Origin of the sequence: Saccharopolyspora griseoalba, assembly GCF_042665275.1 — a bacterium.
In the GTDB taxonomy this organism is placed as follows: Bacteria; Actinomycetota; Actinomycetes; order Mycobacteriales; family Pseudonocardiaceae; genus Saccharopolyspora; species Saccharopolyspora griseoalba.
Genome location: NZ_JBHTCJ010000003.1, coordinates 1 through 20,855, shown reverse-complemented (window position 1 = coordinate 20,855; position 20,855 = coordinate 1). Strand labels below are relative to the sequence as shown.

The following is a 20,855-nucleotide window of genomic DNA, read 5'->3' as shown; positions in this document are numbered from 1 at the left end:
CGCGGCTCGCGGAGCCGCGAAATCCCCGAACGGGCGATACCTGGACCTGGCAACGGTCCGTCGCCCGGTTGTGCAAGGCTCCTGGTGTGCGTTCCGAGCAGAAGGGCAGTCGCCTCCTCCGCCGAGCTCTGGCCGGCACCCCGGTCGAGAACTCGCCGGTCACGCACGTCGCCGACCGCCCCGCGCGCCCCGCGCGCACCACCGAGTGGCCGGAGTGGGTGCCGCACCGGGCCGTCGAGGCCTTCCGCAAGCGCGGCACCGAACGCCCCTGGACGCACCAGGTCGAGGGCGCCGAGGCGGTGCACCGCGGCGAGCACGCGGTGGTGGCCACCGGGACCGCCTCCGGGAAGTCGCTGGTCTACCAGCTCCCGGTGCTCACCGAGCTGCTGGAGAACCCGAAGTCCACGGCGCTGTACCTCGCCCCGACCAAGGCGCTGGCCGCCGACCAGCTGCGCGCGCTCACCGAGCTGGACCTGCCCGGCATCCGCCCCGCCCAGTACGACGGGGACACCCCGCGGGTGGAGCGGGACTGGATCCGCGAGCACAGCCGCTGGATCTACAGCAACCCGGACATGCTGCACTTCAGCCTGCTGCCGGGGCACGAGCGCTGGGCGCACTTCTTCCGCAGGCTCACCCACGTGGTGATCGACGAGTGCCACACCTACCGGGGCGTGTTCGGATCGCACGTCGCGCTGCTGCTGCGCCGCCTGCGCCGGATCGCCCGGCGCTACGGCGCGGACCCGGTCTTCGTGCTGGCCTCGGCCACCGTCGCCGATCCGGCCGACCTCGCCGAGCGGCTCACCGGCGCCCCGTGCCGGGCGATCACCGAGGACGGTTCGCCGCGCGGTGCGCGCACCATCGCGTTCTGGGAACCGCCGCTGCTGGAGGAGATCACCGGGGAGAACGGTGCTCCGGTGCGCCGGGCGGCCGGCTCGGAGGCCGCCCGGGTGCTCACCGAGCTGGTCATCGAGGACGCCCGCACGCTGGCGTTCATCCGCTCCCGCCGGGGCGTGGAGGTGGCCGCGCTGCAGGCCAGGCGCGCGCTGTCCGAAGTGGATCCCGAGCTGGGTTCCAAGGTCGCCGCCTACCGCGGCGGCTACCTCCCGGAGGACCGGCGCGAGCTCGAACGCTCGCTGATGGACGGGGAGCTGCGCGCGGTCGCCACCACCAACGCGCTGGAGCTCGGCGTGGACATCTCCGGGCTGGACGCGGTGGTGGTGGCCGGGTACCCGGGCACCCTGGCGTCCTTCTGGCAGCAGGCCGGGCGGGCGGGCCGCGACGGGGACGGGGCGCTGGTGCTGTTCGTCGCGCGGGACGACCCGCTGGACACCTTCCTGGTGCACCACCCGGACTCGGTGCTGGAGCGCCCGGTCGAGGCCACCGTCCTCGACCCGACCAACCCCTACGTGCTGGAACCGCACCTGGCCTGCGCCTCGGCCGAGCTGCCGCTGGACGAGGAGTCGCTGGAGCTCTTCGGTGGCGCCCCGGCCCGCCGCTCGGTGGAGGCGCTGGCGGCCGAGGGGGTGCTGCGCAGGCGCCCGCGCGGCTGGTTCTGGACCTCGCGGGAGCGCCCGCACCCGAACGTGGAGCTGCGCGGTTCCGGCGGGCCGCCGATCGCGGTGGTGGAAGGCGATTCGGGGCGCATGCTCGGCACCGTCGACCAGGACTCGGCTCCGTCCACAGTGCACCCCGGTGCGGTGTACCTGCACCGGGGCGAGTCGTTCGTGGTCGACGAGCTGGACCTGGAGTCGGCGATCGCGCTGGTGCACGCCGAGGACCCGGACTGGACGACCTCGCCGCGCAACACCATCGACATCGCGGTGCTCGGCACCGCCGAGCGGCACGACACCGGCGCTGGGGTCACCGTGTGCCTCGGCGAGGTGGAGGTGACCTCCCAGGTCATCGGCTACCTGCGCAAGCGGCCCTCGGGCGAGGTGCTGGACCAGGTGCCGCTGGACCTCCCGGCGCAGACGCTGCGCACCCGCGCGGTCTGGTACACGGTCGGCGACGAGCTGCTGGTGGGCAGCGCGCCGGGGGGCGCCGGGCTGGAGCCGGCGCGCATCCCCGGCGCGCTGCATGCCGCCGAGCACGCGGCGATCGGCCTGCTACCGCTGTTCGCGACCTGCGATCGTTGGGACATCGGCGGGGTTTCCACCGCGCTGCATGCCGACACCGGGGAGGCAACGGTGTTCGTGCATGACGGTCATCCGGGAGGGGCCGGATTCGCCGATCGCGGTTTTGCCGCATTGGTCCCCTGGCTGGCCGCTACGCGGGAGGCGATCGCGTCCTGCGATTGCCCGGCAGGGTGCCCGTCCTGCGTTCAGTCGCCCAAGTGCGGGAACGGCAACGAACCGCTGGACAAGGCGGGGGCGGTGGCTGTTCTCGATGCGGTGTCGACCGTGCTCGGGGACGGCTTCGACGGCTCGGGTGGGCCACCCAGTCGGGCGCAGGGCTGATCGTCGCGTCCGACCGGGTCGGGGTTGGCCCGGGGCATCAACCGAGGGTCGTCGAGGCCGGCACGGCCGGCAGGCTGGTCGTCACCTGCCCGCAGCGAGCGGTTCAGCCACGTTCTCGGGGTCGAGGGCTTCGAGCAGCGCGTCCTGCACGAAGTCCGGGTCGGGCAGTTGCCAGGCGCACACCTCGGGCTTGACCCGCCAGTGCACCGCGCCACCGGGGTAGCTGGAAGGCGGGAGCGGAACCCAACTCCCGTCGGCGTGCAACCGGATTCCGTCCCGGGCGGCGAGTTCGCCCGCGAGCTCGCCGCCCGAGTTCATCAGGAAGAACCAGTCACCGGTCGGAGTGGACACGATCGGCACCGGGAACCCGCTGGCGCGCAGCACCTTCGCCGCGCGGAACCCGAGGGTCGCGTCGACCTCGATCGCGTCGAGCGCGGTCCCGGTCGCCACGAGGAGGTTGTGGGGCCGCTCGTCCCACCAGGACATGATGTCGTCGAGGTCGGCGCCCGGCCGCTTGCGCCAGTCGCGCAGGACCGGGGCCGGGCCGTGCTTGCGGCGCCCGACCTGACCGATCCACTCCCCTCGATCCGGATAGGTTCCGGGCAGCACGGGCCAACCGCGCGACGCGAAGTCGATCGCTTGCACGCGCAGGTCGATCCGACTGCTGGTCAACCCGGCCGGGTGGGCCGGGACGCCGCGGAAGGAGCTGGGCCACCTCTCCGCAGACCGTTGCATTTGCTCCGCCTCCTTGCTTCTTCGCGTGATCGCGGGCTCGGCGGTTTCGGGGGACCGCCCGGTCGGGACTCCTTTGTCCCGCGGGCCTCGGTGGTGAACCTGGGCTCGCCGCGCTCACACATTCCAATCAACGGCATCGACCCCCACCGCGTACAGAGGGTGTCGATGACCGGTCGACTGGTCGCGGTGAGCGACGATCGGCCAACATGCGGGCCGAAAGATCAACGGCGTCGGAGGGGTCATCCGGGCCGTTCCGGAGCTCCGATCAGTGGTCCCGGGACCGCTCGTCGACCGTTCGTCGTTAGGCCCGGGTGGTGCCCGCCCACCGGCCCGGAATGAGCACGCGCGCTGGCACTTCGCCCGACGCCGAGGACTTCGGGCGCAGGCGCGGACACCTCCACCCGGGCATGCCGACCGCTCGTCCGGCACTCGTCGAGCACCCCACCCATCGCCTCGACCACCCGACGCGCCCGCCCACACGCGCCCTGGTGCCCTTGCGCGGCGTGCGCGGCGGCCGCGAGAGCCGCCAGGTCGGCGGCGCCCTCGGCGCGGTGCCGGGTGATGGTGGCCGCGCCCAGCTGGACGGCGAACCAGAGCAGCGCGGGCAGCGCGAGCGAGAGCACGGCGGCGAGGGCGGTCATCGCGCCCCGGTCCCGATTCACCCGCGCTGGCCCGGTTCGAGCACGGCGGTCGCCTCGGCGCGCAGCGAACGGCCCGGCAGCAGGCGCAGCGGAGCGGTGACCGCCACGTCGACCTGATCACCGTCGACCGCGCGCTCCAGCCGAGCGCCCTCGGGCGCGATGGCGCGCACGGCCTGCCCGGCGCGCTCCCGATCGCCGCGCGCGAGCAGCCGGGCGGCCTCCACCGCGGCGTCCTGGCAGCGCAGCTGGTCGAACAGCGCCCCGGCCCCGCTCAGCAGCAAGCCGAACACCACCACCAGCGAGCAGATCCCGAGCGCCGCCTCGACCGTGACCGAGCCCCGGTCCGCCCCGGCGCCGACGGGCGCCGGGGCGAGCCGGGCGGGCATCAGAGGCCACCGCCCTGCAGACCGCGTTCGACGAGACCGGTCAGGGCCTCCTTGACGGGATCGCCGGTGACGATCCCGTAGAGCGTGGTCGCGAACGCCACCGCGGCGATCGTTCCCACGGCGTACTCGGCCGTGGACATGCCCGCGTCCCCGCGCAGTGCGTGCCGCAGCCGGTCGATCAACTCGCGCATCTCTCCTCCTTCGTCGAAATCACCAGGTCACGGGGAGCTCGTGCAGCATTCCGAGCACGATCGGGAGCACCCCGAGGCACAAGAAGGCCGGCAGGAAGCACAGGCCCAGCGGTGCCGAGATCCACACCGCACCGCGCTGCGCGCGGGCCTCGGCGTGCTCCGCGGCCCGGCCGCGGCACCGCTCGGCCAGGTCGGCAGCGGTCGCGGCCAGCGCGCTGCCGGTGCGAGCCGTTCTGCGCGCGGCGCGGGCGAGTTCAGCGGTGTCCGGATGCGCGAGAGCGGGTTCCCACCCGGCGACCGGATCCGACCCGAGCGCGAGGTGATCGGCGACCTCGCGCAGCACCCGGCACGCCCGGCCGTCCAGCTCGGCGGCCACGGCCCGCAGCACCACCGGCGGCGGCAGCCCGCTGCGCATGCCCGCGGCCAGCAGGTCCCACCCGGCCGCCAGCAGCAGCGGATCGGCCCGGTGCTCGGCACCGGCGCGCCAAGTGCGGGCCCGGCGCACGCCCACCTCGACGAGCGCTCCGGCGAGCAGTCCGGCCGGGCCGATCAGCTGGAAGCCGAGCGGTGCCGCGGCGATCGGCACCAGCGCACGTCCCGTCCGCCGGGCCCGCCGCTGCGGCCGAGGCCGCAGCGAGCGCAGCCGGCGCCTTGCCGCACTGCCCGGAAGCAGCAGCAATGCCAGCGCGGTCAGGGCGATCGCCGCGCTCACGGCCGCACCACCGAGCCGGTCAGCCGCTCGCTCCACAGCACCCCGGCCGCCAGCAGCGCAGTGCCGGTGAGCAGCACCAGCTGACCGGACAGGCCGCCGGAGAGCACCTCCAGCGGCCGGGCGCCCATCGCCTCCCCGAACAGCAGACCCAGCAGCGGAAGCCCGGTCAGCACCGCGGCGGTGGCGCGCGGACCGGCGAGCTTGGCGTCGACCTCCCTGCGGAACGCGGTGCGCCGCTCCAGGTCTCGGCGAACCGAGTCGAGGAGATCGGCCAGCGCCACGCCGTGCCGCTCCGCGAGAGCCCAGGCGCGGATGAGCCGCCCCAGCGATGCGCGCAGGTCGGGAGGGGCCTCGTCGAGCGGTAGCGAGGTGACCTCGCCGCCGAGCCGCGCGGTGGCCGCCAGGTCGCCGAACGGGCCGGCCACCGCCGGTCCCGCCTCGGCGGCGGCGTCGGCTGCCGCCACCGCCGGGTGCGCGCCCGAGCGCAGTTGCGCGACCAGCAGACGCAGGGCCTCGGCCAGCTCGTCGGCGTGCCGCAGGCCGCGCTCGCCCGCGCGGCGCGCCCGGCGCTGCCTGGCGACCAGCGCGCTGCCCGCCAGGCCGGCCACGCCGCCCGCGGGGCCCGCCAGGACCAGCCCCAGCGCGGCCATCCCGGCTGGGAGCGGCCAGTTCCCGAAGCGCACCACCACGTCCCGCCCGGGCCGGCGCAGCCGGTCGCGCACGGGCACGCGCGGCCAGCACAGCAGCGCGGCGGCGCACGCGACCAGGCTCAGCACGATCGTTCACCTCCTCGCGCGGCGAGCAGCCCGACCAGGTCGGCGCGGCCCTCGTCCCACCCGGTCTCCCGGAGCCAGGCCGGTACGACCCGCACCCGTTCCCCCTCGCGGCGCAGCACCCCGATTCCCGCCAGGTGCCTGCCGGTGGCGGTGCGCCGCACGTGCAGCACGACCTGGACGGCCGCGGCGAGCTGTCCGTGCAGGGCCTCGCGGGACAGGCCGCCGAGCGCGGCGAGGGCCTCCATCCGGGCCGGCACCTCGCTCGGGGAGTTGGCGTGCAGGGTCCCGCAACCGCCGTCGTGCCCGGTGTTCATCGCGGCCAGCAGCTCGCGGAGCTCGCCACCCCGGACCTCGCCGACCACCAGGCGGTCCGGGCGCATCCGCAGCGCCTGGCGCACCAGGTCGCGGACGCCGATCTCGCCGACGCCCTCGACGTTGGGCGGCCGGGTGAGCAGCCGCACCACGTGCGGGTGGGCGGGACGCAGCTCGGCCGCCTCCTCCACGCAGACGATGCGCTCGGTGCCCGCGACCTCGCCGAGCAGCGCCGCCAGCAGCGTGGTCTTGCCGCTCGCCGTGCCGCCGACGACCAGGAACGCCAACCGGGTGGCGACGATCTCGCGCAGCACCGCGCCGATCTCGGCGTCGAAGGCGCCGGAGGAGCCGAGCGCGGCGAGGTCGTGCGCGGCCGGTCGCAGCACCCGCAGCGAGATGCAGGTCCCGTCGCCCGCCACCGGTGGCAGCACGGCGTGCAACCGGACCGCCCCGGTCCCGCCGCGCTGCGGCAGCCAGGCGTCCACCCAGGGCTGGGCGTCGTCCAGGCGGCGGCCGGTGGACATCGCCAGCCGCTGCGCGAGCCTGCGCACCGCGTCCTCGTCGGACAGCCGGACGCCCGCCGGGCGCAGCCCGGAGCCGTGGTCCACCCAGACCCGGTCCGGGGCGGAGACCAGCACGTCGCACACCGCGGGGTCCTGCAGCAGCGGTTCGAGCACACCGGCTCCGGAGAACTCCTGCTGCACCGCGCGCAGCGCGGCGAGCACGTCGGCGTCGGCGACCAGGCCGCCGGACTCGGCGCGCACCGCGGCGGCCACCGCTTCCGGCGTCACCGGGGCACCGGCACCGACGAGCCGGTTGCGCACCCGCGCGAGCAGCTGTCCGTCCACGGATGTCATGGGTTCGTCTCCTCTCCGCACCGTCGGCGGGGAACTCGTCAGGCGGGCGCCGCGTCGAGCTCGGCGAGCACCTCGCCCGCCGCGCGTGCGAGCGGACCGCGGCGCAGCGCGCTGAGCTGGCCCCCGCGATCGGCGGCCAGCGGCAGGCCAGGTTGCGGCCGCATGGCGGCCAGCACCGGCGCACCCACCGCCTCGGCGATGTCAGCGGTGCGCAGGCCGCTCGGTGCCGGGCCGCGCACCACCAGGCGCAGCGGGCACCCGGAGCGCTCGTGCGCCTCGGCGACCAGGCGCGCCGCGGCGGCGCAGGCCCGCACCTCGGCCGGGACGACGACCACCGCGAGCTCCGCCTCGCGCAGCGCCGTCTCGGCCGGTGCGCTCAGGCCGCCGGGCAGGTCGCAGACCACGAGCGCGCCCGACCGCCGCCCGGCGTCCAGCACCGCGCGCACCCCGTCCGGGGCGAGTCCGGTCGGCGGTTCCGAGCGGTCGCAGGCCAGCAGGGCTAGCTCACCGGGTCCGACCCGGAGCTTGGGCAGCGCCTCGATCAGCGCGGTGCTGCCCAACCGCCCGGAGCTCATCGCCAGCCCGGACCAGCGCATCCCGTCGACGTCCTCCAGCCCGAGCGCGAGATCGAGCCCACCGCCGAGCGGGTCGCAGTCCAGCAGCAGCGATCGCCGTCCGGCCCGCGCCTCGGTCACCGCGACGGCGGTGGCCAGCGCGGAGGCGCCCGCACCACCGCGCCCGCCGAGCACGGCGAGCACCCGTCCGGCTCCTGCGGGCTCGCCCGCATCGGCCAGCAGCTCGATCAGCTCGCTCTCCGCGGCCGGCAGTTCCAGCACCCGCTCGGCGGCGAGCTCGAAGGCGACGCGCCAGAGCTGGTCCGCGGGGCCCTTGGACAGCAGCACCACACCGCGTCTTCGCGGCAGCCCGCGCTCCAGGCACGCCTCCGCGGTCGGCAGGTCCACCAGCACCAGCGGGGCCTCCCGCCAGGAGGCGGGCCGCAGTCGGGACTCCCGCCGCAGTTCTCCGCCGGAGGCGGCGGCCAACCGGGAGACCTCCTCGGCCAGCTCCGGCTCCCGCATCACCAGCACCGGTTCGCTCGCACTGCTCTCGTCGATCGGCACGGCGGTCCTCCCCCAGCGATGGGCATTTCGGGAAACGACGTCTTCCGGGGCGACCGAAAGACGGAGCGCAAAGCCGCGAACGGCGGCGCGAGAACCAAAATGGCGCTCCCCGAACCCGCACACCAAGGGATTTCCGAAATCTGTGGATGAACCGGTCGGCTGTGGACAACTCGAACGCGCTCGGGGCGAATGCGGTTCATCCCGATCGAGTTCGCGTCGAACTTCGCGAACTCCGCTCGAATTCACCGGGGAGAGCGCGGCATCGACGCGGGCCGCCATCGCTCGCGGCGGACCGGCCGACCGCGGAAAAGGGACGACCCCCGCCAGGGGGGAGGGGGCGGGGGCCGTCGGTGGTTCAGCTCCGGGGGGTCGAGCTGAACCGGTCCGGCGACGCCGGACCGCCCCACACTGTATCCCGCAGATCCCCTCGGATGCCTCCCGTCCATTTGAGGGAACGCCCTAGCTCTCAGTGCAGATCATTCCCATTCAAAGCACGCATTCGCGCCGCCGAAAACAACCCAACGAGATAATCCCCAGCACACCCCCTGCACCGAGTGTGAAATCTGTGGACCCGGGACCGCGCCGTGGCCACGCACCGCGGACCGGCTCGTATGCTGTGCGGCGTGACTGAGCCCGCGACTCCCGCCGAGGCCACCGGACGCCGGGTGGCCGCGTTCTTCGACCTGGACAAGACGATCATCGCCAAGTCGAGCACGCTGGCCTTCAGCCGGCCGTTCTTCCAGGAAGGCCTGATCAACCGGCGCGCGGTGCTCAAGAGCGCCTACGCGCAGTTCGTGTTCATGCTCGCCGGGGCCGACGCCGACCAGATGGACCGGATGCGCGCGCACATCACCTCGCTGTGCACCGGCTGGGACGTCGAGCAGGTCAACGCCATCGTCGAGGAAACCCTGCACGACATCGTCGATCCGCTGGTCTACAAGGAGGCCACCCAGCTGATCGCCGATCACCAGGAGCAGGGCCACGACATCGTCGTGCTGTCCGCCTCCGGCCAGGAGGTCGTCGCGCCGATCGCCAAGCTGCTCGGCGCCGATCACTGGGCGGGCACCCGGATGGTCGTGGCCGACGGCCGCTACACCGGCGAGGTGGAGTTCTACTGCTCGCACGAGAACAAGGTGACCGCCGCCCGCGAGCTCGCCGTCGAGCACGACTACGAGCTCGACGAGAGCTTCGCCTACTCCGACTCGGTCACCGACCTGCCGCTGCTGGAGCTCGTCGGCCACCCCACCGTGGTCAACCCGGACCGCGGTCTGCGCAAGGAGGCCGTGCAGCGCGGCTGGCCGTCGCTGGCCTTCGAGCACCCGGTCTCGCTGCGCGCCCGCATCCCCACCCCCTCGCGCGCCGCGGTGACCGCGGCCGGCGTCGGCCTGGGCGCGGTGGCCGCCGCGGGCGCGGCGACCTGGTGGGGCGTGCGCGCCTGGAAGCGCCGCCAGTGACCGTCCGAGGACCGCGAACCCCGGCGTGATCATCGGCGGGAGACGGGCACCGGCCGTAGCGCGCCGACCCCTTGCAGTGACCGTCATCACGGTCTACAAATGAAGTACGGACCCTGGTTGGCCAGGGACGTTACGGAGGAGAAGTAGCGTCCACCCCGACACAGGCTCCGTGCGCGAGAATCGGAGCACCCACGCGTCGCCGCATATAAGGCCGAACGTCGACAGGGTTGCGTACCGGGACGCCGGACGCCTAGCCCGTAGTTACGACAAGAAGCACGCTTGGTAACCCGATCGCTCGCGCGAGGAGGCGGGGCCGTCGATCGAATCGGCGGCCCCGCCGTCGTGCGCGGGGGCTGCGGATTCGACGCCCCCGCATCCCGGCGGTCTTCCCACCCGACCGGGCGCCGGGCCCGCGGACCGCGGGAAATTCCGAGCAATAAAATCGCGGTCGCGTCGTTGACCCCGGAATGCGGTGTGAGTAACTTCCGAACTGGCTCGCATTCCTGGTGAACCTTTTCCGCTCGGGAGTTTTCCCGCTCCGCTGGGAGGCCGAAGTGCCCCTGAAGTCCCGTACCCGACGCGCCGCGGTCGCGCTGAGTGCGCTGGTCATCGGTGCGGCCGCGCTGTCCACCACCGGAAGCGCGACCTCGCAGCGCCCGCTGACGGCCGACGAGCTGCTCCGCGAGATGACCCTGGAGGAGAAGGTCGGGCAGCTGTTCGTCACCTACGCCTACGGCCGCACCGCCGACACCGCGGACCCGGCCAACCGCGAGGAGTTCGGCGTCGACACCCCGGCGGAGGTCGTGCGCAAGTACCACCTCGGCGGGATCATCCACTTCAGCTGGACCAACAGCCTCTACGAGCCCGAGCAGATCGCGCGGCATTCCAACGGGGTGCAGGAGGCCGCGATCAACTCCGGCGCGCGCGTGCCGCTGCTGATCTCCACCGACCAGGAGCAGGGCAAGGTCACCCGCATCGGCGAGCCCGCCACCCAGTTCCCCGGCAACATGGCGCTGGGCGCGGGCCGCAGCCCCGAGGACGCCCGGCTCGCCGCCGAGATCACCGGCCGCGAGCTGCGGGCGATGGGCCTGAACGTGAACTTCGCGCCGGACGGGGACGTCAACGTCAACCCGGCCAACCCGGTGATCGGGGTGCGCTCGTTCTCCGCCGACCCGCAGCTGGCCGCGCGGCTCACCGAGGCGCAGGTGCGCGGCTACCAGGACGCCGGGGCGCGGGGCGTGTCCAGCTCGGTGAAGCACTTCCCCGGCCACGGCGACACCGCCACCGACAGCCACACCGGCCTGCCCGTCATCGAGCACAACCGGCGGCAGTGGGAGCAGCTGGACAAGCCGCCCTTCGCGGCCGCGATCCGGGCGGGCACCGACTCGGTGATGAGCGCGCACATCGTGGTCCCCAAGCTGGACGACTCCGGTGATCCGGCGACGCTGTCGCCGACCGTGCTCACCGGGATGCTCCGCGAGGAGCTCGGCTACCGGGGCGTGGTCGTCACCGACTCGCTGCAGATGCAGGGCGTGCGCGAGCAGCACCCGGACGCCGAGATCCCGGTGCTGGCGCTGCAGGCCGGCGCGGACGTGCTGCTGATGCCGCAGAACCTGCAGGTGGCCATCGACGGCGTGCTGCGGGCGGTGCGCGACGGGCGGCTCACCGAGCAGCGCATCGACCGGAGCGTCCGCCGGGTCCTGGAGCTCAAGGAGCGCCGCGGGGTGCTGGCCAACCCGTTCGTCGACCCCTCGGAGGTGGACTCCGCGGTCGGGACCCCGGAGCACCTGGCCGACGCGCAGCGGATCACCGACCGCACCACCACGGTCCTGCGCAACGAGAACGTGCTGCCGCTGCGCGACCCGCGGAAGGTGCTGGTCACCGGCGCGGGCGAGGACGCGACCGCGGCGCTGGCCGAGGACGTCGGCGCCCGCGGCCCGCGCAGCACCGCGCTGCCCACCGGCAAGCAGCCCAGCCCGGAGGAGATCGACCGGGCGGTTCGGCGGGCAGCGGACAACGACGTGACCGTGGTGCTGACCAACGCCGCCTGGGACGCGGACAACTCCGCGCAGCTGGACCTGGTCGACCGGCTCGCGCGGACCGGCAAGCCGGTCGTGGCCGTGGCGGTGCAGGACCCCTACGACGCCGGGCACGTGGACGCACCCGCTTGGGTGGCGACCTACTCGGACAAGGCGGTGGCGATGGAATCGCTGACCAAGGTGCTCTTCGGCGAGCGCTCCCCGGCCGGCGAGCTGCCGGTCGAGGTCCCGGACCCGCAGCGCCCGGGCAACCCGAAGTACCCGTTCGGCTTCGGCCTGACCTGGTGAACGACATGGGATTGAATCGCAGGCGCTTCCTCACCGCCTCCGCGGCGGCCTCCGCGGCCGGGCTGGCCGCCACCTCGGCCTGCGCCGCCGAACCCGGGGCCGCGACCGAAGTGCGCGCAGGCGCGGACGTGCTGGCCGACCGGGGCTTCTCCGACCTGCGCGGCAGGCGGATCGGCGTGGTCACCAACCCGACCGGGATCCTGCGCTCGCTGCAGCACGTGGTGGACGCGATGCACGAGGCGGGCTCGGTGGACATCGCCGCCGTGTTCGGCCCGGAGCACGGCTTCCGCGGCACCTCGCAGGCCGGCGGCTCCGAGGGCGACCACCGGGACCCGCGCACCGGCCTGCCCGTCTACGACGCCTACGGCGCGGACGCGGCGCAGCTGGCCGAGATGTTCCGCAAGGCGGGGGTCGAGCAGGTCGTGTTCGACATCGCCGACGTCGGCGCGCGGTTCTACACCTACATCTGGACGATGTACACCGCGATGCAGGCCGCGCAGCGCCTCGGCCTGGGCTTCGCGGTGCTGGACCGGCCGAACCCGATCGGCGGGAGGGTCGCCGGGCCGCGCCTGGACCCGGCCTTCGCCTCGAGCGTGGGGCGACTGCCGATCGTGCAGCAGCACGGCATGACCGTCGGCGAGCTCGCCCGGCTCTTCGACCGCGAGCACCTGCCCGAGCGGCTGCCGCAGCTGCACGTGGTTCGGGTCGACGGCTGGCGCGGGCGCACCGAGGCGACCGGGCTGCCGTGGGTGCCGCCGAGCCCGAACATGCCCACCGCGGACACCGCCGCGCTCTACCCCGGAACCGGGTTGTTCGAGGGCACGGTGCTCTCCGAGGGGCGCGGCACCACCCGACCGTTCGAGATCATCGGGGCTCCCGGGGTGGACTGGAAGTGGGCCGAGGAGCTCAACGCCGCCGGGCTCGACGGCGTCCGGTTCCGCGAGACCTACTTCGCGCCGACCTTCTCCAAGCACGCCGAGAAGACCTGCGGCGGGGTGCAGATCCACCGCGACGGCCCGGTCGACCCGATCCGCGTCGCGGTTGCGATGCTGGTCACCGCCCGCCGCCTGTACCCGCAGGTGTTCGCCTGGCGGGGCGACGGGATGGTCGACAAGCTGTCCGGGTCCGCCCGGTTGCGCGAGATGATCGACGCCGGCGCGGACACCACCGAGATCGTCGAGTCGTGGCACGGGGACGTCGTGGGCTTCCGTCGCCAGCGCGATCCCTACCTGCTGTACCGCTAGGGGGACACATGGGCAGGACGGTTCTGGCCGCGGTCGCGCTGCTGTCGGTCACCGCGCTGACCGGGTCGGCCGCGGCCGCACCGGGACGCGCCGCCGGGCACTTCGACCGGCCGCAGCCGGGATTCGCACCCGCCGACACCCACCTGATGGAGGGCACCCCGGCCGGGGCCGGGCTGGATCCCGACCCGATCGCGGCCGCGCAGCGGCAGCTGGACGCCTGGACCGAGCGGACGCCCGGGCGCGAGCACCCGATGTACGGCGGCGCGGTGAGCCTGCTGGCCCACGACGGGATCGTGGTGCACCGCGAGGCGACCGGCGAGGAGCTGCGCTACGCCGACGACCGGGGCACCGAATTACCCGCCGACCATCGGGAACCGATGCGCACCAACACGATCTTCGACGTCGCCTCGATCACCAAGCTGTTCACCTCGATCGCGACCCTGCAGCTCGTCGACGGCGGCGAGCTGGACCTGGACGCCCCGGTGGCGCGGTACCTGCCGGAGTTCGGCAACCGCGGCAAGGAGGAGATCACCGTCCGGCAGCTGCTGACCCACACCTCCGGGCTGCCGTCGATCGTCGAGCTGTGGAAGCTCCCGCCGGAGCAGCGGATCCCGCACGTCATGAACCTGACCCCGGAGCACCCGCCGGGGACGAACTACGAGTACTCCGACCCGAACATGATCACGCTCGGCGTGCTGGTCTCCCGGCTCGCCGGGGAGCCGCTGGACCAGGTGGTGCGGCACCGGATCACCGAACCGCTGGGCATGGCCGACACGGGTTACCGCCCGCCGGAGTCGGAGCTGCACCGCATCGCCGCCACCGAGTTCCAGACCGACCCGCCGCGCGGCATGGTGCGCGGCGAGGTGCACGACGAGAACGCCTGGGCGCTGGGCGGGGTGGCCGGTCAGGCCGGGATCTTCTCCACCGCCGACGACCTCGCGGTGCTGGGGCAGGCGCTGCTCAACGGCGGCGCCTACGGCGGGCACCGGATCCTGTCGACCGAGCAGGTCGAGCAGCTGATGACCAACTTCAACGAGGAGTTCCCCGGTCACGCGCACGGTCTCGGCTTCGAGCTCGATCAGCGCTGGTACATGGCGGGGCTCTCCGGCCCGCGCAGCGCCGGGCACACCGGCTACACCGGCACCTCGCTGGTGCTCGACCCGGCTTCCCGGTCGATCGCGGTGCTGCTGACCAACCGGGTCCACCCGTCCCGGGAGTGGGGCTCGAACAACCCGTCCCGGCAGGCGCTGGCGCAGGGCATGGCGAAGGCGCTGGCGGTGCCGCCGCGGCGCGGCAGCACGTCCTGGCACGCCCCGGCCTCCGGCGTGCTGACCACCGACGAGCTCGGTCCGACCGCGGGCCCGGTCCAGCTGTCCTTCGAGGCCTTCGTGGACACCCAGGACGACCCCGACGGGCGGGACGCGCTGTCGGTGGAGTCCAGCGTGGACGGCGCGGACTGGCGGCCGGTGCCGCTGACGGCCTCCGGCGAGGGTGCCCCGGAGGGGCCGCAGCGGTCGCTGGCCGGGGCCGGGCACCGGGCGTGGTGGAGCGTGCGGGCGGAGGTCCCCGCCGAGCCGGGGCAGCGAGTGCGGTTGCGCTGGCGGTACGACACCGACGAGCAGTACGAGGGCCGCGGCGTGAACGTCGACGCGGTCCACGCCGCCGATCACGACTCGACCCTGCTCGACGGCGAGGCCGAGGCCGGCCGCCTGCGCCCGAAGGGCTGGCAGGAGGTCTCCCGCTAGACCGGACCCGTTTTCATCAAAGGTCCTGCGGAGGCGGCGACTTCTGCTGAAACGGCCCATCACCCGGGTGGTAGGACGTGCTCGCCGGTCCTGTCCGTGGTGACGCACAGGGAGCAGATGACGCCGCCCTTCGCCGAGGCGAGGACGTCCGGGCGCTCGAAGTCCTGCTCGCACACGTCGCAGGTGTATCCGGTGGCCACGGGGGTGCCGTCGGCGTCGAAGCGCGGCTCGGCGATGCCGTCGTCGGTGCGGCGCAGGTAGTAGCGGCCGCGGGTGGCCACCGCCATCAGCGGGGTGATCACCACCGCCAGCACCACCGCCGCGATCGGCGAGTAGGGCTGGACCGCCGCTCCGAACGCGCCGAAGTGCATCGCGATGGACACGATCGCCGAGGTCAGGAAGGCCGTGACGCCGACGGGGTTGACCGCGTGCAGCATGCCGCGGCGGAACTCCGGCTCCTTCGGGGAGATCTTCAGGACGAACTTGTTGATCAGGATGTCGGCCGCCACCGCGCACACCCAGGCGATCGCGCAGTTCGCGTAGAAGCTCAGCACCGAGTTCAGGAACGCGAACATGTCCGCCTCCATCAGCACCAGCGCCACGGCCAGGTTGGCCAGCACGAACACGATCCGGCCCGGGTACCGCTTCGTGACGCGGGTGAAGGAGTTGGTCCAGGTCAGCGAGCCGGAGTAGGCGTTGGTGACGTTGATCTTGACCTGGCTGATCACCACCAGCACCACCGCCAGCGGGATCGCCAGCCACAGCGGCAGGAACAGCTCGTAGATCCCCATGAACTGCTGCACCGGCTCGGTGGCCGCGGCCCCGGCGGCGCCCATGATGAAGAACGCCAGGAAAGCGCCCGTGGCCTGCTTGATCGCGCCGAAGAACACCCAGCCGGGACCCGCGACGACCGTGGAGATCCACCAGGACCGCTCGTTCGCCTCGGTGCGCGCGGGCATGAACCGCAGGTAGTCGATCTGCTCGCCGATCTGCGCCATCAGCGAGAGGGCGACGCCCGCGCCGAGCATCACCGAGGCCGCGTTGAGCCCGGCGCCCTGCTCACCGCCGAAGGACAGCCAGGAGGACACCGAACCGGGATCGACGGCGACGAGGTAGCCGATCGGCCCGACCATCAGCAGCAGCCACAGCGGCGTGGTCCACACCTGCAGCGCGCTCAGCGCCCTCATCCCGTAGACGACCAGCGGGACCACGACCAGCGTGGTGATCAAGTACCCCAGCCACAGCGGCACGCCGAGCCCGACCTCCAGCCCCTGAGCCATGATCGCGCCCTCGGTGGCGAAGAAGATGAACGTGAAGCTGCCGAAGATGACGCTGGTCAGCACCGAGCCGTAGTAGCCGAAGCCGGCGCCGCGGGTGATCAGGTCGAGGTCGATGTTGTACCGAGCACCGTAGTAGGCCAGCGGCAGACCGGTGACGAAGATGATCGCGGCGGCGACCAGGATGGCGACCAGCGCGTTGAGCGTCCCGTAGCTGAGCCCGATGCCCGCGCCGATGGAGAAGTCCGCCAGGTAGGCGATGCCGCCGAGGGCGGTGGTCGCCACGACGCTCGGCTTCCAGCGCCGGTAGCTGCGAGGCGCGAAGCGCAGCGTGTAGTCCTCCAGCGTTTCGCGCACCGCCTGGTCCTGGACCTTCTCCGGCGTTTCGACGGCCATGCGCTGCCTCCCCGTCGGCCGATCTCGTCGGCGGACAGCGTCCGGTCGGGACGTTTCCGGCGATCGCGCCGCACGTTTCGATCACGTGAAACCCGGTGACGGCCGCGTCGTGCCGGGATGCAACCCGGCGCCTGGTTTGCCACGTCCACCGGACGGATATCCAGGAGATACGCATTGACCTGCAGAACAGGCGGTTAGTAAGTTTCCCACATGGTCACCGACGGCTCACCCGCCGAATCCAACGAGGGCAGCCCCCTCGTCCAGATTCGCTCCCTGCTCCCCGGCCTGGCCAGGGCCGAGCAGCGGGTGGCCAACATCGTGCTCGCCGATCCGGCGGCGATCTCGCGGCAGAGCATCACCGAGGTCGCCGAGGCCGCGGGCACCAGCGAGACCACGGTGACCCGGTTCTGCAAGGCCATCGGCGTCGGGGGCTATCCGGACCTGCGCATCGCGCTGGCCGCCGACACCGCGCGCACCTCCACCCGCGATCGCGAGCTGGGCAGCGACATCGCGCCGGACGACGACGTAGCGCAGATCATCTCCAAGATCGGCTACACCGACGCCAAGGCGGTCGAGGAGACCGCGGGGCAGCTCGACCCGGAGGCGCTCGAAGCGCTGGTCGCGGCGGTGGCCGCGGCCCGCCGGGTGGACATCTACGGCGTCGGTGCCAGCGCCTTCGTCGCCCAGGACCTGCAGCAGAAGCTGCACCGCATCGGGCTGACCGGCTTCGCCTGGTCGGACACCCACGCGGCGCTGACCTCCGCGGCCGTGCTCGGGCCCGCCGACGTCGCGATCGGCATCTCGCACACCGGGGCCACCGCCGAGACCGTCGAGGCGCTGCGCGAGGCCCGCCGCCGGGGCGCGACCACCGCCGCGCTGACCAACTTCGCGCGCTCCCCGATCACCGAGACCGCCGATCACGTGCTGACCACCGCGGTCCGCGAGACCACGTACCGCTCGGGCGCCATGTCCAGCCGGATCGGGCAGCTTACGGTCATCGACTGCCTCTTCGTCGGCGTCGCCCAGCGCCACCTCGACCAGACCAAGGCGGCCCTGGAGGCCACCTACGAAGCGGTCGCCGGGCACCGCCTCGGCAGCCGCCCCGACCGGCGCAGGCACAAGGAGCCATGACGCCGTGACCGCTGAGGAGAACCGATGAGCCGGGACAAAGCGATCCGCGTGGCCTCCCCGACCGAGCAGAGCGACCCCGCCACCAGGGACATCGACCTGCTCCCCACGCAGGAGGTGCTGCGGCTGATCAACGAGGCCGATCGCATCGTGCCGGAGGCGGTCGGCCGGGTGCTGCCGGAGCTGGCCGAGGCCGCGGACGCCGCGGTGGCCGCGCTGCGCGGGGGCGGCCGGGTGCACTACGTCGGAGCGGGCACCTCGGGACGGCTCGCGGTGCTCGACGCCGCCGAGCTGGTCCCGACCTTCAACGTGCCCCCGGAGTGGTTCCTGGCCCACCAGGCGGGCGGTCCGGACGCCTACCAGCAGGCGGTGGAGAACGCCGAGGACGACGCGGAGGCGGGCGCGCGCGAGATCCGGGAGTCCGCCTCGGGCAAGGACTTCGTGCTCGGGCTGGCGGCCTCCGGGCGCACCCCGTACGTGATCTCCGCGCTGGCCGCGGCTCGCGAGCTCGGGGCGGGCACCGCGCTGGTGACCGCCAACCCGAACCCGGGCGAGGTGCCCGCGGACGTGGTGATCGCCGCCGACACCGGGCCGGAGCCGATCAGCGGATCGACCCGGATGAAGGCGGGGACCGCGCAGAAACTGGTGCTGACCTCGTTCTCCACGGCGGTGATGATCCGGCTCGGCCGGGTGTACTCGAACTTCATGGTCAGCATGCTGGCGACCAACGCGAAGCTGCGGGGCCGGACGATCAACATCCTGCAGGAGGCGACCGGGGAGGCCGAGCACGCCTGCTCGGAGGCGCTGACCGCGGCGGGCGGGGACCTCAAGGCCGCCCTGGTGCACCTGCTCTCCGGCGCGGACGTGGAGCGCTCCGCGGCGGCGCTGGCCCTGGCCGACGGCCAGGTCCGCGACGCGCTCCGCGACCTGGCGGGCTGACCCGCTCGGGTCCCCTCAGGTCGGGAGGCCGTCCGATGCCCGGCGGAAGGAGTCCGCGAGCAGGGCCCAGAAGCGGTCGGCGTCCAGTTCGGTCGCGACCGCGGCGTTGAGGTCCGCGGCGTCGAAGTCGGTGACCGTCATGCCGGTGGTGAACCGGCCCCTGGTCTCCACGTCGACCCTGGCCGGGACCGTGGTGATCAGGCTCGGGTCGATGAGGTGGGCGACCGCGCAGGCGTCGTGGATCGCCGGGCCGAGCTCGCGGTAGCTGCGGTGCCTGCCGTAGAAGTCCAGGCAGGGCGTGAGCAGCTCGGCCTCCAGCCGGCCCAGGTCGGCGAAGCGCTCGCGGACCTCGGCGGTGGCGCGCGCCTGGTGGGTGAGGTCCAGCCCGACCATCGTGGTGGTCCAGCCCGCCTCGAACACCACGGCCGCCGCGTCCGGGTCGGCGAGGACGTTGAACTCGGCCGCCGGGGTCCGGTTCCCGCGGGTGTAGGAGCCGCCCATGATCGTGAAGTCGGCGGCCCACTCGGTGATCCGCGGCTCGGTGCGCACCGCGAGCGCGATGTTGGTCAGCGGGCCGGTGGCCACCAGGCTGACCTCGCCGGGTGCCGCGCCGAGGGTGTCGATGATCAGCTGCACCGCGTGCCGCGGGTCCAGCTCGGTGCGCGCGGCGGCCAGCTGCGCCTCGCCGAGCCCGGCTACGCCGTGCACCGCCGGTGCGTTGATCGGCTCGGTCACCAGCGGCTGGCCCGCGCCGCGCGCGACCGGGGCGGTCATCCCGAGGAAGTCGCGCAGCCGCAGCGCGTTGTCGGTGGTGTGCGCGAGCTCGACGTTGCCGCCGACCGTGGTCACCCCGAGCACGTCCAGCTCCGGCGAGCCGTGCGCCAGCGCCAGGGCCAGCGCGTCGTCGATGCCCGGGTCGCAGTCGATGAGGACCTTCTTCACCTGCGTCATCCCTCCTGGGCGGCGTCGGCGATGGACACCGCCTCGCGCGCACCGGCTTCCAGGGCCGAGCAGCAGTAGGTGATCCAGCCCGCGACCGCGTCGGGGTCGCCGCTGGCGAAGCCAAGGGCGCGCTCGGCGTAGTCCTCCTGGCGCCGGAAGTAGGCGACCTCGGGCACCACGAGGCCCTTGGGGTCCAGGCCGCTGCCGATCACGCTCAACCGCGCGGCCGCGCGCGCGATCACGCCGTTGGCCTGGCCGAACGGGGTGAGCGCGAGCAGCTCGCCGTGCACCACGGCGGCCAGCACCGGGCCGGCGCCGTGCGCCTGCGGATCGGCGATGATCTCGGAGAGCAGGTCGAGCCGCTCGGAGACGACCGGGTCGGCCTCCGGGCGGCCGAGCTCGTCGGTGTCCTCGACGAGGTCGGCGGCGCCGAGCACGTGCATCCGGGCGAGCGCCTGCCGCGGCGCGCGCTGCCAGGTGGGCAGCAGGGCGCCCATCGCCTCGGCGATGCGCAGCGATCCGGCCAGCAGCGGGTCGCTGACCTCACCGGAATCCGGGATCTCGGCCGCGCCGCCCGCCACGGCCGCCGAGGCGCGGGCGGCGCGCACCGACGCCTCCGCCGCGGTGGTCGGCCAGCCGCGCCGGTTGGCCGGGTGCCGGTGCACCTCGTCGATGGCCGCGCGGGCCGAGGTCACGGCGTCGGCGACGCCGTCCAGGTCCAGCAGCGGCGCCAGCGATGGCTTGTCACTCACGCCGCCGAACGCTACCCGCCGCGAACCCGGCACCCCGCGCGCGGGCGCGATTGCGAGTTGTGCCACAGTGATCGCGTGGTAGCCGCCCGTGTCGACGCCGTTACCGCAGGCCACCGCCCGGATGATCGATTCAACCGAGAATCGGGCGCGCGGGAGCGAGCCCGATCTGCCCAATTGGTCTGAACCATTTCGCGCGAACCTCTGTCGCGGTGAGCAGGATCGCACTACGGTTCGTCTAGCACTGCGTACACAGCACGAGGGAGGTTCCCGGCAATGAGCCAGCCCGACGGGCAGAGCAACACGCTCGACAACCTGCTGACCGAGAGCAGGACTTTCCCGCCGTCCGAGGAGTTCGCGGCGCAGGCCAACGCCACGTCGGCGCTGTACGCCGCCGCGGATGCCGACCGGGAGGCGTTCTGGGCCGAGCAGGCCGATCGGCTGCACTGGGACACCAAGTGGGACCA

Annotated in this window: 19 protein-coding genes; 8 read left to right on the top strand and 11 right to left on the bottom strand. The window is 73.5% G+C overall.

All coding sequences use genetic code 11. From position 1 onward, the window contains the following. The first annotated feature begins 86 nt into the window (after positions 1–86). Positions 87–2,456, top strand: coding sequence for a DEAD/DEAH box helicase (locus tag ACFQRI_RS06675; RefSeq protein WP_380665615.1), 2,370 nt, complete (start codon positions 87–89; stop codon positions 2,454–2,456). Between the two features lie 81 nt (positions 2,457–2,537). On the opposite strand, the gene ACFQRI_RS06670 is transcribed toward ACFQRI_RS06675, so the two are convergent. The 8 genes from ACFQRI_RS06670 to ssd form a co-directional block, all read right to left on the bottom strand. Beyond that, positions 2,538–3,191, bottom strand: coding sequence for a bifunctional DNA primase/polymerase (locus tag ACFQRI_RS06670; protein WP_380665613.1), 654 nt, complete (start codon positions 3,189–3,191; stop codon positions 2,538–2,540). Between the two features lie 239 nt (positions 3,192–3,430). Beyond that, positions 3,431–3,832: an Rv3654c family TadE-like protein gene (locus ACFQRI_RS06665; protein WP_380665611.1), complete on the bottom strand. Its 402-nt coding sequence runs from the start codon at positions 3,830–3,832 to the stop codon at positions 3,431–3,433. A 17-nt stretch (positions 3,833–3,849) separates the two neighbouring features. Then, positions 3,850–4,218: a TadE family type IV pilus minor pilin gene (locus ACFQRI_RS06660; RefSeq protein WP_380665609.1), complete on the bottom strand. Its 369-nt coding sequence runs from the start codon at positions 4,216–4,218 to the stop codon at positions 3,850–3,852. Next, on the bottom strand, positions 4,218–4,409 hold the full coding sequence (locus ACFQRI_RS06655) for a DUF4244 domain-containing protein (RefSeq protein ID WP_380665607.1): 192 nt from the start codon (positions 4,407–4,409) through the stop codon (positions 4,218–4,220). The genes ACFQRI_RS06660 and ACFQRI_RS06655 overlap by 1 nt, the downstream gene beginning before the upstream one ends. A 19-nt stretch (positions 4,410–4,428) precedes the next feature. Further along, positions 4,429–5,121, bottom strand: a complete 693-nt coding sequence (locus tag ACFQRI_RS06650; RefSeq protein ID WP_380665605.1) for a type II secretion system F family protein — start codon at positions 5,119–5,121, stop codon at positions 4,429–4,431. Next, positions 5,118–5,897, bottom strand: coding sequence for a type II secretion system F family protein (locus tag ACFQRI_RS06645; protein ID WP_380665603.1), 780 nt, complete (start codon positions 5,895–5,897; stop codon positions 5,118–5,120). Before ACFQRI_RS06645 ends, ACFQRI_RS06650 begins: the two co-directional genes overlap by 4 nt. Further along, entirely contained in the window at positions 5,891–7,057 is a 1,167-nt protein-coding gene (locus tag ACFQRI_RS06640; RefSeq protein WP_380666400.1) for a TadA family conjugal transfer-associated ATPase, read from the bottom strand. The genes ACFQRI_RS06645 and ACFQRI_RS06640 overlap by 7 nt, the downstream gene beginning before the upstream one ends. 47 nt (positions 7,058–7,104) lie before the next feature. After that, on the bottom strand, positions 7,105–8,187 hold the full coding sequence (gene ssd / locus ACFQRI_RS06635) for a septum site-determining protein Ssd (RefSeq protein WP_380665601.1): 1,083 nt from the start codon (positions 8,185–8,187) through the stop codon (positions 7,105–7,107). A 611-nt stretch (positions 8,188–8,798) separates the two neighbouring features. Between ssd and ACFQRI_RS06630 the strand changes: the two genes are divergently transcribed. The 4 genes from ACFQRI_RS06630 (at position 8,799) to ACFQRI_RS06615 (ending at position 14,957) form a co-directional block, all read left to right on the top strand. Then, positions 8,799–9,641 carry an HAD-IB family hydrolase gene (locus tag ACFQRI_RS06630; RefSeq protein WP_380666398.1) on the top strand — a complete coding sequence of 281 codons (843 nt, stop codon included), beginning with the start codon at positions 8,799–8,801 and terminating at the stop codon, positions 9,639–9,641. Positions 9,642–10,201: 560 nt separating this feature from the next. Then, a complete protein-coding gene (locus ACFQRI_RS06625; protein WP_380666396.1) occupies positions 10,202–11,968 on the top strand; it encodes a glycoside hydrolase family 3 protein in 1,767 nt (588 codons plus the stop codon). A gap of 5 nt (positions 11,969–11,973) precedes the next feature. Continuing rightward, on the top strand, positions 11,974–13,212 hold the full coding sequence (locus tag ACFQRI_RS06620) for an exo-beta-N-acetylmuramidase NamZ family protein (protein ID WP_380665599.1): 1,239 nt from the start codon (positions 11,974–11,976) through the stop codon (positions 13,210–13,212). 8 nt (positions 13,213–13,220) lie between these two features. After that, a complete protein-coding gene (locus ACFQRI_RS06615) occupies positions 13,221–14,957 on the top strand; it encodes a serine hydrolase domain-containing protein (protein WP_380665597.1) in 1,737 nt (578 codons plus the stop codon). Positions 14,958–15,016: 59 nt separating this feature from the next. Here the strand turns inward: ACFQRI_RS06615 and ACFQRI_RS06610 are convergent, their stop codons facing one another. Beyond that, entirely contained in the window at positions 15,017–16,630 is a 1,614-nt protein-coding gene (locus tag ACFQRI_RS06610; RefSeq protein ID WP_380665595.1) for a purine-cytosine permease family protein, read from the bottom strand. Positions 16,631–16,840: 210 nt separating this feature from the next. On the opposite strand from ACFQRI_RS06610, the gene ACFQRI_RS06605 reads away from it, so the two are divergent. Both ACFQRI_RS06605 and ACFQRI_RS06600 read left to right on the top strand, forming a co-directional pair. Then, a complete protein-coding gene (locus ACFQRI_RS06605) occupies positions 16,841–17,761 on the top strand; it encodes a MurR/RpiR family transcriptional regulator (RefSeq protein ID WP_380665593.1) in 921 nt (306 codons plus the stop codon). A 24-nt stretch (positions 17,762–17,785) separates the two neighbouring features. After that, positions 17,786–18,697: an N-acetylmuramic acid 6-phosphate etherase gene (locus ACFQRI_RS06600; RefSeq protein WP_380665591.1), complete on the top strand. Its 912-nt coding sequence runs from the start codon at positions 17,786–17,788 to the stop codon at positions 18,695–18,697. Positions 18,698–18,712: 15 nt separating this feature from the next. Here the strand turns inward: ACFQRI_RS06600 and ACFQRI_RS06595 are convergent, their stop codons facing one another. Both ACFQRI_RS06595 and ACFQRI_RS06590 read right to left on the bottom strand, forming a co-directional pair. Further along, positions 18,713–19,648 carry a nucleoside hydrolase gene (locus tag ACFQRI_RS06595; protein WP_380665589.1) on the bottom strand — a complete coding sequence of 312 codons (936 nt, stop codon included), beginning with the start codon at positions 19,646–19,648 and terminating at the stop codon, positions 18,713–18,715. Further along, positions 19,645–20,391, bottom strand: coding sequence for a Fic family protein (locus ACFQRI_RS06590; RefSeq protein ID WP_380665587.1), 747 nt, complete (start codon positions 20,389–20,391; stop codon positions 19,645–19,647). The genes ACFQRI_RS06595 and ACFQRI_RS06590 overlap by 4 nt, the downstream gene beginning before the upstream one ends. Before the next feature lie 273 nt (positions 20,392–20,664). Here ACFQRI_RS06590 and ACFQRI_RS06585 point away from each other — a divergent pair. Beyond that, the coding region (locus ACFQRI_RS06585; RefSeq protein ID WP_380665585.1) for an acetyl-coenzyme A synthetase N-terminal domain-containing protein at positions 20,665–20,855 on the top strand (191 nt) is incomplete at its 3' end.

Bases quoted from the DNA above. Each gene is read 5' to 3' on its own strand.
- ACFQRI_RS06670 (WP_380665613.1), bottom strand. From the start codon at position 3,191: ATGCAACGGTCTGCGGAGAGGTGGCCCAGCTCCTTCCGCGGCGTCCCG.
- ACFQRI_RS06665 (WP_380665611.1), bottom strand. From the start codon at position 3,832: ATGACCGCCCTCGCCGCCGTGCTCTCGCTCGCGCTGCCCGCGCTGCTC.
- ACFQRI_RS06660 (WP_380665609.1), bottom strand. From the start codon at position 4,218: ATGCCCGCCCGGCTCGCCCCGGCGCCCGTCGGCGCCGGGGCGGACCGG.
- ACFQRI_RS06655 (WP_380665607.1), bottom strand. From the start codon at position 4,409: ATGCGCGAGTTGATCGACCGGCTGCGGCACGCACTGCGCGGGGACGCG.
- ACFQRI_RS06630 (WP_380666398.1), top strand. From the start codon at position 8,799: ATGCTGTGCGGCGTGACTGAGCCCGCGACTCCCGCCGAGGCCACCGGA.
- ACFQRI_RS06620 (WP_380665599.1), top strand. From the start codon at position 11,974: ATGGGATTGAATCGCAGGCGCTTCCTCACCGCCTCCGCGGCGGCCTCC.
- ACFQRI_RS06615 (WP_380665597.1), top strand. From the start codon at position 13,221: ATGGGCAGGACGGTTCTGGCCGCGGTCGCGCTGCTGTCGGTCACCGCG.
- ACFQRI_RS06610 (WP_380665595.1), bottom strand. From the start codon at position 16,630: ATGGCCGTCGAAACGCCGGAGAAGGTCCAGGACCAGGCGGTGCGCGAA.
- ACFQRI_RS06605 (WP_380665593.1), top strand. From the start codon at position 16,841: ATGGTCACCGACGGCTCACCCGCCGAATCCAACGAGGGCAGCCCCCTC.
- ACFQRI_RS06600 (WP_380665591.1), top strand. From the start codon at position 17,786: ATGAGCCGGGACAAAGCGATCCGCGTGGCCTCCCCGACCGAGCAGAGC.
- ACFQRI_RS06595 (WP_380665589.1), bottom strand. From the start codon at position 19,648: ATGACGCAGGTGAAGAAGGTCCTCATCGACTGCGACCCGGGCATCGAC.